The following is a 15,494-nucleotide window of genomic DNA, read 5'->3' on the forward strand; positions in this document are numbered from 1 at the left end:
AGATTTACGCATCCCCCAGAAACATGCACACGCAAGCCATGAGCCGGATAAGATACGGAAAGAAAAAGTTGACTGCACACAAAATAAAAAGGATAATTATCATATAGTAATTATTATAATATAAGAACGAGGTGACCTGTAATGGACGATCATATTGTCAGTGTCACACAACAAGTCAAGAATCTAGGAAAAAGATTAACCATCCAAAGAAGAGCCGTACTCCTTCTTATGCTTACTACTCGGAAATTCTATACTGCCAAAGACATTTATCACGCTTTGAAAAACGAGATGCCAAACATCACACTTTCAACCGTTTACACCAGCCTGCGCTTTTTCGTGAAAATGGGTATTTTCAAGGAGCATATTCACCACGACTCCCCCAATCAATTTGAATGTGTGGTAACGATGGACGACATTCAGTTGCCAGAAGTCATTTGATTCCTATTCCTTTTCTTCAACGCAAAAAACTCCTGAAATCATCAGGAGTTTTTTGTTGACCGTCAGCTATTAAAAATCAAAGTTATCTGGGTCTGGACCAACACGGTGATTTTGATTCAGCGAATGAATCATTTCCATGTCTTCATTCGTTAGTTCGAAATCAAATACGGATGCATTCTCGACGATTCGATGCTCTTTGGTCGACTTTGGAATGGTTACGACGCCATTTTGCAAATCCCAGCGTATAATGACTTGGGCAATGGACTTCCCGTATTTTTCTGCAATTCCTTTTAGTACTGGATTGTCCAATAGCTGACCTTGCATAAGCGGAGACCATGCTTCAAATTGAATCCCTTGCTCCTTGCAGTAGGCACGCAGTTCATCTTGGGACAAGCGCGGATGGAATTCCACTTGGTTGACCATCGGCTTAATTTCAGCGTCTTTAAGCAGCTCTTCTAAATGATGAACGTGGAAATTGCTCACCCCGATCGCTTTTACCAATCCTTTTTTGTACAGCGTCTCCAATGCTCTCCATGCTTCTTTGAACTTTCCTTCTACCGGCCAGTGAATGAGGTACAAGTCCAAGTATTCCAGCCCGAGTTTTTTCAGGCTCGTTTCATATGCTTGCAACGTAGACTCATACCCTAAATCCGCATTCCATACTTTCGAGGTAACAAAAAGATCTTCCCGAGTGAGGCCCGCTTCCTGCAAACCTGCACGGATTCCACGGCCAACACCCTCTTCGTTGTTATAAATAGCGGCTGTGTCGATACTGCGGTAGCCATGCTTGATTGCGTTTTTTACAGCTAGCTCAAGCTCCTGACCTTCCTCTACTTTAAAAACACCCAGACCCATCCAAGGCATTTTTACTCCGTTGTACAGTGTAGTTGTATCTTGCAAATGTTTTGGCATAACTTGTCTCCTCCATCCTTGTACTCTATGTTAGTATGACTGTTTCCAGTCACCTAATGTGCTTCATGTCGTTTGACAAGTGTTATTATGAGATAAACTAACGAAAAGAAAAAGTACGCACTTTTTTGTGTGATAGGCACTAATAAGTACCTATCGTTCAGGAGGAAATCAACAGTGAAAAAGAAGTATAACATATCAGTGGAAGCTACACTTGAGGTCATCGGCGGTAAATGGAAATGCGTTATTTTGTGTCACCTGACTCACGGAAAAAAACGTACAAGTGAGTTGAAACGACTGATGCCGGGCATTACGCAGAAGATGCTGACACAGCAACTTAGAGAGCTTGAAGAGGATGGTATCATCAGCCGGATCATTTACAATCAAGTTCCGCCAAAAGTAGAGTATGAGCTCAGCGAGTACGGCTGGACCTTGAAAAGTATTCTCGATTCACTTTGCTTATGGGGCGAAAAGCATATCATTAAGGAGTACGGCGACAAGTATGCTGTATTGGAAGAAAGCATTTTAAACCAATAATTGAACGGGAGTAGGTGAAGTGGCTTGGGAGCACTCGAAACACCTGTCTTACGTAAATTGGGGGGCTCAGACCTAATGCTTTCTCCACTCGGTCTCGGCTGCTGGCAGTTTAGCAATGGAAACGGAATAGTGGGGAAGTTTTGGCCTGTCATTGGACCTGACGATGTTTTAAAAATTGTGCAGACGAGTTTGCATGGGGGCATTAACTGGTTTGATACCGCAGAAGTATACGGCAAAGGTCAATCAGAACAGATGCTGGCAAAAGCTCTTAAAGACGCCGGGACACTAGCTGATTCTGCTCATATTGCGACAAAATGGTGGCCTGTATTTCGCACCGCCAAAAGCATCGGGAACACAATCGACGAGCGCATTCGTTTACTCGACAACCGCACCATCCATTTGCATCAAGTCCACCAGCCCTACTCCTTGTCATCTGTTGCAAGCGAAATGAATGAAATGGCCAAGCTCGTCAAGCAAGGCAAGATACAGAACGTAGGCGTCAGTAATTTTTCCGCTAAAAACATGCGGGAAGCCGATCGCGTATTGCGCGAGCATGGCCTGCGTCTCATCTCCAATCAAGTGAAATACAGCCTGCTGGACAGGAGAATCGAACAAAACGGGATTCTGGATACGGCAAAAGAGCTGGGCATTGCCATTATCGCCTATTCCCCGCTTGAACAGGGGATTCTAAGCGGCAAGTTTCATAAAAATCCAGCTCTTGTTCAGTCCATTACAGGACCCCGAAAATGGACATCACCCTTTCGTTCCACCTGGCTAAAAAAGTCCCAGCCGCTCATCACAGTCTTGGAGGAGCTTGCACGTAAATACGATGCATCCGCTACACAAATTGCCTTGAACTGGTTGATTCACGCTCATGGCGAAACGGTCTTTGCGATTCCAGGCGCGTCCAAGGTCCATCATGCGGAGGAAAATGTCAAAGCTATGCGCTTTTCTTTGACCTCGTCGGAATTGCAAGAGATCGATATGGTTTCCAAACAAGTTCTGTCCATCAACAATTAAAAAAGCTGCCGATCTAATTATCGACAGCCAAAATAGCGTAGTCATACACAGCTCTTCCCAGTAATCCCAGTGTGTTCAGAGCAGATTGAGCGGTTACATCTTTGGATAAGGCCGTAATCGAAAAGCAACGATTGTTCGTATATAGCAAGCCTACATCATGCTGTCTGCCGGTATCCCAGCCGGATTTACACGGTAGTTCCCATCCAGGATAATTGGATTCTTCCTCATTTGGTAATTGGGACGGCAGACCATTACGGACTTGCTGCTTTTTCATAATGGCGACCATCTCTTTGCAGGCACGTTGAGACAGAAAACTGCCCGTTGCCAAATGACCTAGCATACTCGCAACATCCCCAGCGGTTATCTTATTGTTTTCTGTGATATCGAGTGGATAAATCATGAGTTTGCGTGAATAACAGCTTTGGTGCATTCCCAAATCAATCATGGTCTGATCAATCTGATCTTTTCCTACCAAATCAATCAGCATATTTGTCGCCGTATTGTCGCTCTGAATAATCATGAGGGTCACCAAGTCGCGAATCGTGAGCCTCAAGCCTGGGGATAGCGCGTACAAAATCCCCGATCCCCCTACCAGATCTTCTTGGCGTAGAACAAGCTGATCATCCAAACGAAAATGCCCCTGCTCACTTGCCGCGAAAACGGCAGCCATGATCGGCACTTTAATGACGCTCTCCGCAATAAACAGCTCGTCCGGTACATGTTCAAAACGGGTTCCTTTCGCTGAGCCCTGTTCCTCCACAACGACGCCCCAAGTCCCCTCCGCTTGTCCGATAATAGCCGACAACCTTTTTTCCAGCTCCACAGCTTTTCTTCCCTTCTCCCGTTGTTCGTAGTTTTTGGTCCCTCCCCATTATCATATTATTCCGAAAACAAATCAAACAAGAGACCGTACCCGCTTACCGTTCGTTTATCCATCTTGAACTTGGAAATAATACGTAAGATAAACCTACGGACAAGGTGAGGCATCATGCAGAACTCCGATAAAATAGGCAACCGCCAATTTGTCATCCTCGTAACATTCATCACCATAGGAGATTCCATCTTGATCTTACCTTCTGTACCTGCGACTGAAGCGGGTCACGATGGATGGCTATCAGGCTTGATCGGCATGGCGCTGGGGCTAGCCATTGTATACTTGTTTTGTGTAGTCGGTCGCATTTACCCCGAACAAACGCTGATTGAAAAGAACAAGCTCATATTTGGACGTTGGCTCGGGACAGTCTTTTCCATCCTCTTTATGGGGGCTGTGTTAATCAATGGCGCAGTCTATATACGAACAATTGGCGATTTCATGACTACGCACATTATGAAAGCAACACCTATTCAAGCTGTCATGTTTTTACTTGTTGCCTGTGCCATATACGCTGTTCGTTTAGGCCTTGAAGCTTTTGCACGGACCAGCGAAATCTTTTTCCTCTGGTTTGTCCTTACGTTCGTTTCGTTTTTTCTTTTGTTAACCCCTCAGTTCCAATTCGTGAACCTTCTCCCCTTCTTGGAAAATGGCATGAAGCCCGTTATAAGAGGAGTATTTTCCGTGACCGCTTTTCCCTTCTCAGAGCTGGTTATTTTCCTCATGATTACTCCACTTCTCGATGCAAAACAAAAGCTCACATCTGCATTTTTGCGAGGAGCGATATACGGTGGCGTTTGTCTGCTTGCCGTCATCTTCTTATCGCTTTTGGCGCTCGGTCCGGAATTGGTTTCCCGTGAGACCTTTCCGAGCTACTCCCTCGCCAAACGAGTCCATGTAGGAGAGTTCTTTCAAAGGCAGGAAGCAATGATGGCTCTCATGTGGTTTGTCTCCATTTATTTCAAAGTCGTACTGTATATGTATGGTTTCTGTGTAGGGATAAAGCAGCTTCTCCATTTAAAGGAGCATCAGTTGCTCACCTTGCCCATTTGCATCTTATTTGTCGCCATCGCGATTATCATCGTTCCAAACCAAGCTTTTTTATACGAATCGTATACGTACTGGCCATTCTTTGATTTAACAATAGGGTTCTTGTATCCGTTGATTCTTCTCGTCGGTTACTGGATACGGAAGCAAATGAACAACAAGCCGACTACCCTCCAGAAGTAAGGTGTCGGCTTGTTTTATGCTTACAGTAGTTGTTTGATCGCTGCCACTCGCTCTGCATCAACGTATCGGAGAGCCTGTCCTTCCTCTCGTACTGCCGATCCAAAATGAACCTCTTTGACACCCGTACGTTTCACGAGGTCTCCAACGTTAGCCAGCGACAATCCGCTTCCTGCCAAAATCGCAAGCTGTGTGTTCTCTGTCAGCTTGACGAGCTGCTCGATGCAATCAGCACCCTCGATTGCCGTTTTTTTGCCCCCAGAAGTTAGAATCGTACGAACCTGGGGATATTCCAGAAGAATACGTGCTGCTTCCATTTGATCGACGGCATTATCAAACGCACGGTGGAATGTCACATGTAATGAACCTGATTCACCAAGCAACTGCTCCATCCCCCGCTGATCAAGCCTATTTTCCGGAGTTAGCATGCCAATTACGACACCTGCCGCCCCAAGCTCACGGATGATCCGTACATCCTGCCGCATGACAGAAAGTTCTTCTGCTGTATAGCAAAACGATTGGCTATGCGGTCGCACCATGACGTTTACTGGGATCGAAACCGCCTTGACCACTGCCTCAATCAATCCCCAGCTCGGAGTAATGCCTCCCTCCAAAATTCCCGAGATGAGCTCCAGCCTATCAGCTCCGCCCTGCTCAGCACGTTTTGCATCCTCAACTGAAGTCGCAATCACTTCCACTAGCATGATACTTCGCCTCCATTTTTAGCATTTGTTCAAGACAAAAACTGGTCGTTTCTCCCCGACCACCAGCTGATTGTCGTTTTTAATAGCTTTTGGCGCCAGCGTATGGAGTCGGTCGATGGTTTCCTGATTATCATACTGAATCTGCTCCAAGATCGACGCGATTATAAGCGGCCATACGAATTCAGAGCCATTCAGTACCTTAAGCGAGAAGCTGAGTCTCTCCCTTTTCAAAGCAAAGCCGTATACGCCCATTGCTCCGCCTTTGGCGATTATATTTTCATCCATTAAAAGAGCTGTACAGATGAAGTTGTGACTGGCAATGATCTCGGGACTGCGCGTCATCCAGCCTGACACTCTCTCTACTGCCTCACGCGTCTTCTGATCCTCGATCAGATCCGGGCACGCGAGCTTTAGATAAGCAATCGCCAGGTTCTTGAGCGGCAACGCAAAAACCGGGAAGCCACAGCCGTCGACGCTTAGCTGGACCTGCTCTTTTGGATAATCAGCAAGGCTGGCAAACACCTCCAAGGCTTCTTGTTGCGCTGGATGCTCTGCCTTGTAGTAATCATGAGTGGAGTATCCTTGATCCTTTGACAGCGCCAAGTACCCCAAATGCTTTCCCGCACAGTTATGAAAGAGCCTGCGCTTTTCTTTGCCTTGGGACAAGCAAGCAAACTTCGGCTCCTCGTTGAGCGGATAAGTCGGGCACGTAAGCAATTCGTTTTCCTGAATGCCGGTCTTTTGTAAAATCGACTCCAAGTGTTCTATATGATAGACTTCTCCACGATGTGAGGCTGCAAAGAGTGCTGCTTCTCCGTTATTCAGTCCGAATTTTTCATCAATTTTACGTTTGGCAATCGGAATGGCTTGAAAGGGCTTAGCTGCGGAGCGCAATAAGGTGATATGATTCACATCTCCTACCCGATAAACCACCTCTCCTTTTTCATTCACGCCGCACACGATGCCGTTATGTACGTTCTCTAGAATACCACCGCGATATTCTTCTACTAAAGGGACGTCTCTTATCAAAATCACCAACTCCACTCCATGTTGATCGATTATGAAAAAACACTAGCAGTAGCAGCCTCCATCCGTCAATCTTTTTCCAAGCGATAATCCCCCCACTTTTGCGGTGATTGTTGTATAATGTCTCAAGGCACCCACTTGGGTTCCACAAATAAGAAATCCGTGCATCTGCACGGGAGAGGTTCGCGAACTCCCTCTATAAAAAACTAAGCTGGATAACAGTACCTTTCTTTGGTATTGTTATTGTTTTTTTGCAGGAAAGTTCAAGAACTCTCTTTCTTCCCATTCAATTAAGAGGAGATGGAGAGCAATGATGAAAAAGGAAAAAGCCGTTGTTGTCTTTAGCGGGGGTCAGGACAGCACTACCTGCCTGTTTTGGGCAAAAGAGCAATTCGGCGAAGTAGAAACCCTCACATTTGACTACGGTCAGCGACACAAGCTGGAGATCGAGTACGCCCAGCAAATTGCCGCAGAACTCGGCGTCAAAAACTCCGTATTGGATATGAGCCTGTTAAACCAGCTCGCGCCCAATGCACTCACCCGCACAGATATCGATATTACCCAAGAAGAAGGCCAATTACCATCCACGTTCGTTGACGGACGCAACTTGTTGTTCCTTTCCTTTGCGGGCGTTTTCGCCAAGCAACGAGGAGCACGTCACTTGATTACCGGTGTATGCGAAACGGATTTTAGCGGTTATCCCGACTGCCGTGACGCCTTTATCAAATCACTCAACGTGACATTGAATTTGTCGATGGACTATCCGTTTGTGATTCATACGCCGCTCATGTGGCTGAACAAAGCACAGACATGGAAACTGGCGGACGATCTGGGTGCCTTCTCTTATATTCGCGAAAATACCCTCACCTGCTATAACGGCATCAAAGGAGACGGCTGCGGCGAATGCCCTGCCTGCCACCTGCGAAAAGCCGGATTAGACACGTATCTTTCCGAGAAAAATCAACCTGGAGAACAAGCCTGATGAGCGCGAACTTTGATTTTCGTATCGTCGATCGCATGCAGGCACTGGGTACCCATATTCAAAAATCACAGCTTCGCTACCATAACAAACGCGTTTTGGTAAGCAAGGAATTTACTTTTGACGCTGCACATCATCTGCACGCTTATGAAGGAAAGTGCAAAAACCTCCACGGCCATACGTACACGGTCGTCTTTGGCATCAGTGGCTTTCCGGACGAGATCGGACTCGTGATCGATTTCGGTGACATCAAGCAAATCTGGAAAGAGCACATCGAAATTTATTTGGATCATCGCTATCTGAATGAAATGCTTCCCCCGATGAATACCACTGCTGAAAACATGGTCGTGTGGATTTTCGAAGAGATGGAAAAGCAATTGCAGTCAGATGCCTACCGCGACCGATACAACGGCGCTCGGGTGGAGTTCGTTCGCCTGTTCGAGACACCGACCAGCTATGCAGAGGCAAGACGGGAGTGGATGACGGAATGATCCCGGTCTTGGAAATATTCGGCCCTACCATTCAGGGCGAAGGAATGGTTATCGGGCAAAAAACGATGTTTGTGCGAACCGCTGGCTGTGACTATCGTTGCACCTGGTGTGACTCCGCCTTTACGTGGGATGGATCTGCCCGTGATGAAATCCGGCAAATGTCGCCCGAGGCGGTCTGGGAGGAGCTCACTCGCTTAGGCGGGGACCGTTTTTCTCATGTCACGATTTCCGGGGGAAATCCTGCGCTTTTGGCTGGCATCGGTGACTTAATCGCCCTTTTGAAGGAGCATGGCATTCGCACAGCAGTCGAAACACAAGGCAGCAAGTGGCAAGCGTGGCTTCCACTGATTGACGACATTACGCTATCTCCTAAGCCGCCTAGTTCCGGGATGGAAACTGATTTTCAAGCGCTTGATCGAATTGTGCACGCGCTCTTGGATCAAAAACACCCAGGACTTAGTCTGAAAGTTGTTGTTTTCGACGACGCCGATTTTGCCTATGCACGCACCATCCATCAGCGTTTTCCAGGGGTTCCCTTCTACTTGCAGCCAGGAAACAGCGATCTGACTGACGCTGATACGCCTTCGCTTCGGGATAAGCTTTTGGAGAGCTTTGAATGGCTGATCGATCAGGCGATGGCGACACCTGACATGAACGACGCAAAGGTTCTTCCCCAACTACATGCGCTTGTCTGGGGCAATAAACGAGGCGTTTAAACGATATTTTACTCTCATGAAGAAAAGAGGACTGCACTCATATGGCACACCAACAAGAACGCGATTTATCCTCCCTCACTCTTTTGGGGAATCAAGGGACAACGTACAACTACTCCTATGACCCGAGCGTATTGGAGACTTTTGATAACAAGCATCCGTACCGCGATTATTTCGTAAAATTCAACTGCCCGGAATTCACCAGTCTGTGCCCGATTACCGGACAACCAGACTTTGCGACGATTTATATCAGCTACATTCCTGATATCAAAATGGTAGAGAGCAAGTCGCTCAAGCTATACTTGTTCAGCTTCCGTAATCACGGTGATTTTCACGAGGATTGCGTCAATGTTATCATGAACGATTTGATCAAGCTGATGGACCCGCGCTACATCGAGGTATGGGGCAAGTTCACTCCGCGCGGCGGCATCTCGATCGATCCGTATTGCAACTACGGGAAACCGGGGACGAAGTACGAGGAGATGGCGAACCATCGGATGATGAATCATGATATGTATCCGGAGAAAGTGGACAATCGGTAGAGCAAATAGGTAATGTGAAAGGAGAAACCCTTATTTTTTATAGGGGTTTTTCCTTTTCCAATTAGAAATCAAGATCATGATCGTTGGTGAGATTCTACTCCTTCTGCTACGTTTTAGTGCGGAAGGAGGTGATTACCATGACCAAGCATCTGTATTTCTATGCAAGTTTCGAAGATGCAGCGCGACTCAATCGGGAGTTGATTCAACTCGGCTACAGGAATTACTATCTGGAGCCACATGAACATCTGGTTGCTTTTGTTTTTGAACCAGTGACCGAAGTGAGTCAAGCGATCTTGAGACACTTGTTTCATGCAGATGGTCCATCGCACCTAGACAACTAGCTTTGCAGTACTGGTGCTCCTCATTTGAGGGGCATCGGTACCTCCATTTACACTGTCGTTCATCTTATGTTCATGTTCAACGATTACACTTACAAGCGTAATCAAAAGAAATGAACAGGAGATGATCTTACATGTTAGCAGCAGCCGTGATTTTTATAAATCTTGCTCTCATCGCCTATACGATTGGGGTATGGAGCGAAAAACGTTCAGGAGAGCTGAAGTTAAAACACCTTATCTTTTTTGGTTTTGGCTTAGCATTCGATACGATCGGAACTACGTTTATGAAACTGCTTGCTGAGAACTCCAGTTTAAATTTGCATGGCATTACCGGGTTGATCGCTCTGATCTTGATGTTTTTCCATACAGTGTGGGCCTGTGTCGTTCTATGGAAAAAGAAAGAACATCAAATCAAGCAGTTCCATAAATTTAGCTTGATCGTATGGATTTTATGGCTTGTACCTTATTCCATTGGTGTCGCTTTAAGCTTTATGAAATAGGAATGTTCTCCACGCCCCGCACGCGGACAGTTTACCTTTACCTCAACCCTCTCAACCGATGAGAGGGTCTTTTGCTTTTCTCGTGGCTGTTCAACCTATCGTCAACTTTGCCTACCATTCGACAATATCTCTTAAAGTAATCAGAATCATAATTGTATAACATGTAATAAAATGGTATTTAAGGAATTATATTCATGATTTCAGAAAGGTTGATGATCATGTTTAAAAAAGCACTTATTATTCTGTCATTAAGTTCAGTCGTCGTAGTACCCTCGCTAGCCACACATGTCCAAGGGGCAGCGTTCCCTGCACAGGAAAAGGCAGCCACGTATGGTGAAGAATTCTGGGTGTCGCTTACCTCACCTATTCCAGCCGGATGGGTTATCGTTAGAACGTTAGGAACGCAGAACCTGATCAGGAATGTGAACGGTGCTTCTTATGGCACAGAGGTAGAGGTGCTGCTCGCTTCGCCTATCCCCAGCGGATGGGTCATGGTTCGAGCTTTTAGAGGATCGAATGTCATCAAGAATGTGAACGGTGCTTCTTATGGCACGGAGATAGAGGTGATGCTCGCCTCTCCTATTCCAGTCGGATGGGTCATGGTTCGAGCCTTTGGAGGATCGAATGTGATCAGAAATGTCAATGGTGCTCCTAACGGAACGCAGATTGAGGTAATGCAAGCCTCGCCTGTTCCCGAAGGATGGATCATGGTTAGTTCAGGTGGAAATTCGAAAGTAATCAGGAAAATTGGCTAATACAAAGCGCACATGGCATGGCATCTAGTCCGCAGGCTGACGTCGAAATGCAATCGGCATCAGCTTGCGGGCTTTTCTTTAATAACTTTCCATCAATGGTGGAATATATAAGGGAAGCAAACGTCCTCAGGAGGCCAATGATGAGTACATTTTACGAAAAATACGGTGGGGAAGATACGGTCGCAAAAGTAGTGGACTACTTTTATGATTTAGTTTTAGCTGATGATACCGTGAACCACTTTTTCAAAAACACGGATATGGAAAAACAACGTAGACACCAAACTAAGTTCATCAGCTATGCCCTCGGTGGTCCGAATCAATACACTGGACAGTCCATGGCCAAGGTTCACGAAGGGATGAATCTGCAACCCATTCATTTTGATGCCATCGTTAAGCATTTGCATGATGCCTTGGCTCACTTTGGTGTCAGCGAAGAGGATATTGCCGATGCTCTCGGCAAAGTAGGATCACTACGGGATGATATTTTGTATAAATAACCGAGCTATCAAAACGCCCGATGCAGTTCCTCTCCATGGCCCTTCGATTCGATTGGCCATTTTTCGTTTGGTCTTACACATTTTGTGAAATTTTCTGCAACTCTATTTCCTTCATTACGTATATCATACGAGCAATATTTCAACAATGGAGGCAGACTCCCAAATGGAAGATCAATATGTTGTTGGTTGGGGTACATTGGCCCTCATCAACGCCGGACTCGCTCAAGGAAAAAATCGTAGCGGTCTTAACTGGTTTTTTCTCACTTTATTCCTCGGCCCTATCGCAACGCTAATCATTGTCGTCTGGGAAAAATTGCCCGAGCAGAAAGACTTGTCACAGTGAGACATGTTGAGAAGGAGGCACGCATGATGCAAATCCGAAATGTACAAGAGCAAGACTACCTCAAGGTTATTACCGTCCTCAACGATTGGTGGGGTGGGCGGCAAATGTCTGATATGTTACCCAAGCTGTTTTTTATCCATTTCCAGTCAACGAGCTTTATTGTTGAAGAGAAAGGGGAAGTCATCGCGTTCCTCATCGGCTTCTTGTCCCAAACGTTGCCTGGCGAAGCTTATATTCATTTCGTTGGGGTACATCCGGACAAGAGAAAAGATGGCTGGGGACGCGAATTATACCATCATTTCTTTCAAACCGTAGAACAAAAAGGATGTAATACGATTCGATGCATTACCTCCCCCGTTAATAAAGGCTCAATCTCCTTCCACACGAAGCTAGGTTTTGCCGTTGAAAAAGGAGATAAAAGCGTGGATGGAATCGATGTGACTTCTAATTATGATGGAAAAGGAAATGACCGGGTTACTTTTGTTAAAAAGCTCTAATGGTATGACCACTCGTCATTATCGTTTAAAATATCCAAAAAAGTAGGTCGTTCACATGCTGAAAGCACTTGGATTTGGCGCTGTTTCACAAGCTCCTCTTTTTCATTTATGTAACCCAAAAGCACCGTTTCACGTACTAATCAGTAGCCACACTAAAGTAATCTTTCACAGGGAAGGATGCGGTCTGATTTGAAAAGCGCAAAAGAAATATGGGGCTGGACCAAAACATTGGGCATCTCCCTTTCACTCGCAATGCTGGTTAACATATTTGTCCTCCAACCTTTTAAAGTGAATGGACAATCGATGGAGCCCACTTTACAAAACGACGAACGCATCTATGTGTCGAAATTGTCCCACACATTCTCTTATCTCCCTGAGTACAACGATATTGTCGTGATCGACAGCCGTGTAAACCGTGATCGTACGTTAAAAGATGACATCCTTGAAAATCCTCTACTCATGCTTGCCATGGGGAAAAGCGAAGCCAAAACATTCTGGGTAAAACGAGTCATCGGAAAACCTGGCGATACGTTGGAGTTTAAGAACGAGAGCCTGTATCGGAATGGTCAGCCGTTAAACGAGCCGTACATAAAAGAAAAAATGGTTGACTTACCTGATGCCAAAATCGTCATACCAGAAAACCATGTGTTTGTGATGGGGGACAATCGTAACAATAGCGATGATAGTAGAGTCATTGGCGTGATTCCACTCGATCATATCATGGGGAAAAAACTGTTTTAATCAGACGTGAGAGAGCCTTTTCCACTGAGGAGGGCTCTCTTTCCGTGCGCCCAGCATGGGCGATAACTCTAGGGTGTAAGTCCCGAACGGGGGTTGGCTGTACCAACCGTTAGCTCAAGGCAAGGGTGTCTACCGTGAGGTGGAATCTGGAGGAAGCCGGCGGCAAAGTCCCGACCTGAGGTACACGAATCCAATTTGAGGCTGTTGTATTCGGGCGAGTCTGCTGAACAAGACGAAGCCCTATACAGCCAAGGAATACAGCAGTAAACTTGGGCAGGTACATGGGATGAAAGTTATCGTTCTTACCTGGGGAGGTCTGCATGAAGTGCCTTCAAATGTTGGTAACCGTCTCCGTAAGGAGTCGCTGAACATGCAGAAGTCAGCAGAAGCCATAGTACCCAAGTATAGGACGCTTGAACGGGGAAGGGCTGAACATTAAGTCAACACATCCGCTAATCACTTTCGTGATCAAACTGTGAAGCAGAATTCCGTAAGGAACTACTCTTGGAGAATAAGGGTGAAGCCCTGAGGGTACAAGAGAGGGCTGAGTATTGACCGACAAGACTAGAAGGATGCGTGCGAAGGAAAGGGTATCGTCATGGAGTTGTTGGAGAAAGTCCTATCACGGGAAAATCTATTAGTGGCGCTCGAAAGAGTGGAAAGAAACAAAGGATCGGCGGGAATCGACAGTGTTTCAACCGAACAACTGCGCGATTATATCCGTGAACACTGGTTAACCATTAAAGAACAGATTATGAAAGGAACCTATAAACCTTCCCCTGTCCGCAGAGTCGAAATCCCGAAAACTGACGGAGGGGTAAGGTTATTAGGTATTCCTACCGTGATAGATCGCTTAATCCAACAAGCCATTCTCCAAGTTCTTACTCCCATATTCGATCCCCACTTTTCAGAATCCAGTTTCGGATTCCGACCGAATCGCAGTGCGCATGACGCTATGAGACAAGCACAATCTTATATTTCCGAAGGATATCGCTTTGTCGTAGATATGGACTTAGAGAAATTCTTCGACCGGGTAAATCACGATATTTTAATGAGTCGGGTTGCCCGAAAAGTAAAAGACAAAGCTTTGTTGAAACTTATTCGCGCATACTTACAAGCAGGCATCATGATCAATGGAGTCTGCCTCTCGGCAGTAGAAGGCACACCACAAGGTGGCCCGCTTAGTCCGTTATTGGCGAACATCCTGCTTGACGACTTGGATAAAGAGCTGGAAAAGAGAGGACATCGCTTTTGTAGATACGCAGACGATAGCAACATCTACGTGAAAACAAAGCGGGCGGGAGAACGGGTAAAAGAGAGTATCCAAAACTACTTGGAGAAGGTACTTAAGCTAAAAGTAAATGAGCAGAAAAGTGCAGTGGATCGACCTTGGAAACGTAAGTTCCTCGGTTTCAGTTTCACTAACGCAAAGCAAGCAAGGATTCGGCTTCATCCAAAATCACTTCTGAAGTTGAAAGAGAAAATCCGCTTCATCACAAATCCGGTATGGAGCATCTCTATGGATGAAAGGATTCGGAAGCTAAACCAGTATCTCATGGGATGGGTTGGATATTTCGCCCTTGCAGATGCAAAGAAAATTCTACAATCCATCGAAGAATGGATACGGCGTAGACTCCGACTTTGCTTGTGGTCTCAGTGGAAGCGAATAAAAACCCGATATCGAGAACTTCGTTCTCTGGGTTTATCACACGTCCAAGCAATAGAAATTGCAAACACCCGAAAGGGTGCGTGGCGTTCCACAAAGACTCCTCAAATACACAAAGCCCTCGGAGTTGCATACTGGCAACAACAAGGGCTGAAAAGTTTAGTACAACGATATTCTGTTCTTCGTCAAGCTTGATGAACCGCCGTATACCGGACGGTACGTACGGTGGTGTGAGAGGACGGGAGTTAGTCACTCCCTCCTACTCGATTTTTCCCAATAGACGAATGCCCGTTTCGAAACGGCTGACAAACGCATTTACTAGTGATAAATGCATGCAAAGGGGCGTTTCTTGATGGGCTCTCAGCACTCTCATTCATTACGCTTTATTCGATTTGCCGATCGACCCGGGCATTTTCATGGATATGACACACTGACGAGCATTTCGGATCGTCATCGTCACCGAATCCGTGGCAGAACATCGCCCCCAGAAGGAATGAGAGATCGACACGTCCATTACTACGAAGGTACCACTACTTTTAATGATGGACATGTGCATCACTACAGGGGATGGACAGGTCCGCCTATTCCGTTGCCTGACGGAAGTCATTACCACGAGTTTTCAGGGCAAACCACTTATGATGACGGGCACACTCATTACTACCGGGGCGTAACTAGTGAGGCCCTATCTTAAGCGAAAAAG

Annotated in this window: 21 protein-coding genes and 1 riboswitch; of the genes, 17 read left to right on the forward strand and 4 right to left on the reverse strand. The window is 46.1% G+C overall.

Annotation, left to right across the window (positions count from 1 at the left end; translation table 11 throughout):
* The first annotated feature begins 141 nt into the window (after window positions 1-141).
* The gene (locus ACUUHJ_RS24670) at window positions 142-438 is read left to right on the forward strand and encodes a Fur family transcriptional regulator (protein ID WP_289674224.1); all 297 of its coding nucleotides are present in this window, start codon (window positions 142-144) and stop codon (window positions 436-438) included.
* 69 nt (window positions 439-507) lie between these two features.
* Here the strand turns inward: ACUUHJ_RS24670 and ACUUHJ_RS24675 are convergent, their stop codons facing one another.
* Window positions 508-1,350, reverse strand: coding sequence for an aldo/keto reductase (locus ACUUHJ_RS24675; RefSeq protein WP_289674225.1), 843 nt, complete (start codon window positions 1,348-1,350; stop codon window positions 508-510).
* A 174-nt stretch (window positions 1,351-1,524) separates the two neighbouring features.
* Between ACUUHJ_RS24675 and ACUUHJ_RS24680 the strand changes: the two genes are divergently transcribed.
* Window positions 1,525-1,884: a winged helix-turn-helix transcriptional regulator gene (locus ACUUHJ_RS24680; protein ID WP_016741407.1), complete on the forward strand. Its 360-nt coding sequence runs from the start codon at window positions 1,525-1,527 to the stop codon at window positions 1,882-1,884.
* Between the two features lie 75 nt (window positions 1,885-1,959).
* The gene (locus tag ACUUHJ_RS24685) at window positions 1,960-2,904 is read left to right on the forward strand and encodes an aldo/keto reductase (RefSeq protein ID WP_289674226.1); all 945 of its coding nucleotides are present in this window, start codon (window positions 1,960-1,962) and stop codon (window positions 2,902-2,904) included.
* A gap of 13 nt (window positions 2,905-2,917) precedes the next feature.
* Here ACUUHJ_RS24685 and ACUUHJ_RS24690 read toward each other — a convergent pair whose 3' ends face one another.
* Window positions 2,918-3,727, reverse strand: a complete 810-nt coding sequence (locus ACUUHJ_RS24690) for a serine hydrolase (protein ID WP_472300181.1) — start codon at window positions 3,725-3,727, stop codon at window positions 2,918-2,920.
* A gap of 165 nt (window positions 3,728-3,892) precedes the next feature.
* Here ACUUHJ_RS24690 and ACUUHJ_RS24695 point away from each other — a divergent pair, with 165 nt between their 5' ends.
* A complete protein-coding gene (locus ACUUHJ_RS24695) occupies window positions 3,893-5,005 on the forward strand; it encodes a GerAB/ArcD/ProY family transporter (protein WP_289674229.1) in 1,113 nt (370 codons plus the stop codon).
* A 20-nt stretch (window positions 5,006-5,025) separates the two neighbouring features.
* Here ACUUHJ_RS24695 and ACUUHJ_RS24700 read toward each other — a convergent pair whose 3' ends face one another.
* Both ACUUHJ_RS24700 and ACUUHJ_RS24705 read right to left on the reverse strand, forming a co-directional pair.
* The gene (locus ACUUHJ_RS24700) at window positions 5,026-5,706 is read right to left on the reverse strand and encodes a copper homeostasis protein CutC (protein ID WP_234125367.1); all 681 of its coding nucleotides are present in this window, start codon (window positions 5,704-5,706) and stop codon (window positions 5,026-5,028) included.
* A gap of 18 nt (window positions 5,707-5,724) precedes the next feature.
* On the reverse strand, window positions 5,725-6,750 hold the full coding sequence (locus ACUUHJ_RS24705) for an asparaginase (RefSeq protein WP_472300182.1): 1,026 nt from the start codon (window positions 6,748-6,750) through the stop codon (window positions 5,725-5,727).
* Between the two features lie 154 nt (window positions 6,751-6,904).
* A riboswitch (PreQ1 riboswitch) is annotated at window positions 6,905-6,948 on the forward strand.
* 97 nt (window positions 6,949-7,045) lie between these two features.
* On the opposite strand from ACUUHJ_RS24705, the gene queC reads away from it, so the two are divergent.
* From queC to ACUUHJ_RS24770, 13 genes are all read left to right on the forward strand, one after another.
* Window positions 7,046-7,714 (forward strand): 7-cyano-7-deazaguanine synthase QueC, encoded by a 669-nt coding sequence (gene queC, locus ACUUHJ_RS24710; RefSeq protein WP_472301241.1) that lies wholly within the window; start codon window positions 7,046-7,048, stop codon window positions 7,712-7,714.
* Window positions 7,714-8,202 (forward strand): 6-carboxytetrahydropterin synthase QueD, encoded by a 489-nt coding sequence (queD, locus tag ACUUHJ_RS24715; RefSeq protein WP_007729718.1) that lies wholly within the window; start codon window positions 7,714-7,716, stop codon window positions 8,200-8,202. The genes queC and queD overlap by 1 nt, the downstream gene beginning before the upstream one ends.
* Window positions 8,199-8,918: a 7-carboxy-7-deazaguanine synthase QueE gene (queE, locus tag ACUUHJ_RS24720; RefSeq protein WP_289674230.1), complete on the forward strand. Its 720-nt coding sequence runs from the start codon at window positions 8,199-8,201 to the stop codon at window positions 8,916-8,918. Before queD ends, queE begins: the two co-directional genes overlap by 4 nt.
* A gap of 41 nt (window positions 8,919-8,959) precedes the next feature.
* Window positions 8,960-9,457 (forward strand): preQ(1) synthase, encoded by a 498-nt coding sequence (queF, locus tag ACUUHJ_RS24725; RefSeq protein ID WP_472300183.1) that lies wholly within the window; start codon window positions 8,960-8,962, stop codon window positions 9,455-9,457.
* Window positions 9,458-9,594: 137 nt separating this feature from the next.
* The gene (locus ACUUHJ_RS24730) at window positions 9,595-9,798 is read left to right on the forward strand and encodes a hypothetical protein (RefSeq protein WP_016738696.1); all 204 of its coding nucleotides are present in this window, start codon (window positions 9,595-9,597) and stop codon (window positions 9,796-9,798) included.
* 131 nt (window positions 9,799-9,929) lie between these two features.
* A complete protein-coding gene (locus tag ACUUHJ_RS24735; RefSeq protein WP_472300184.1) occupies window positions 9,930-10,295 on the forward strand; it encodes an HsmA family protein in 366 nt (121 codons plus the stop codon).
* A 194-nt stretch (window positions 10,296-10,489) separates the two neighbouring features.
* Window positions 10,490-11,050 carry a hypothetical protein gene (locus ACUUHJ_RS24740; RefSeq protein ID WP_472300185.1) on the forward strand — a complete coding sequence of 187 codons (561 nt, stop codon included), beginning with the start codon at window positions 10,490-10,492 and terminating at the stop codon, window positions 11,048-11,050.
* Between the two features lie 140 nt (window positions 11,051-11,190).
* The gene (locus tag ACUUHJ_RS24745) at window positions 11,191-11,547 is read left to right on the forward strand and encodes a group I truncated hemoglobin (protein WP_472300186.1); all 357 of its coding nucleotides are present in this window, start codon (window positions 11,191-11,193) and stop codon (window positions 11,545-11,547) included.
* A gap of 163 nt (window positions 11,548-11,710) precedes the next feature.
* Window positions 11,711-11,890, forward strand: coding sequence for a hypothetical protein (locus ACUUHJ_RS24750; RefSeq protein WP_472300188.1), 180 nt, complete (start codon window positions 11,711-11,713; stop codon window positions 11,888-11,890).
* Between the two features lie 26 nt (window positions 11,891-11,916).
* Window positions 11,917-12,387 (forward strand): GNAT family N-acetyltransferase, encoded by a 471-nt coding sequence (locus ACUUHJ_RS24755; RefSeq protein ID WP_289678144.1) that lies wholly within the window; start codon window positions 11,917-11,919, stop codon window positions 12,385-12,387.
* A gap of 177 nt (window positions 12,388-12,564) precedes the next feature.
* Complete coding sequence (gene lepB / locus ACUUHJ_RS24760; RefSeq protein ID WP_289674236.1) at window positions 12,565-13,128, forward strand: signal peptidase I; 564 nt, start codon at window positions 12,565-12,567, stop codon at window positions 13,126-13,128.
* Window positions 13,129-13,726: 598 nt separating this feature from the next.
* A complete protein-coding gene (ltrA, locus tag ACUUHJ_RS24765) occupies window positions 13,727-14,989 on the forward strand; it encodes a group II intron reverse transcriptase/maturase (RefSeq protein WP_106834678.1) in 1,263 nt (420 codons plus the stop codon).
* Window positions 14,990-15,146: 157 nt separating this feature from the next.
* Window positions 15,147-15,485, forward strand: a complete 339-nt coding sequence (locus tag ACUUHJ_RS24770; protein WP_199929818.1) for a YmaF family protein — start codon at window positions 15,147-15,149, stop codon at window positions 15,483-15,485.
* Window positions 15,486-15,494 lie beyond the last annotated feature (9 nt).

The organism is Brevibacillus schisleri, assembly GCF_055685845.1.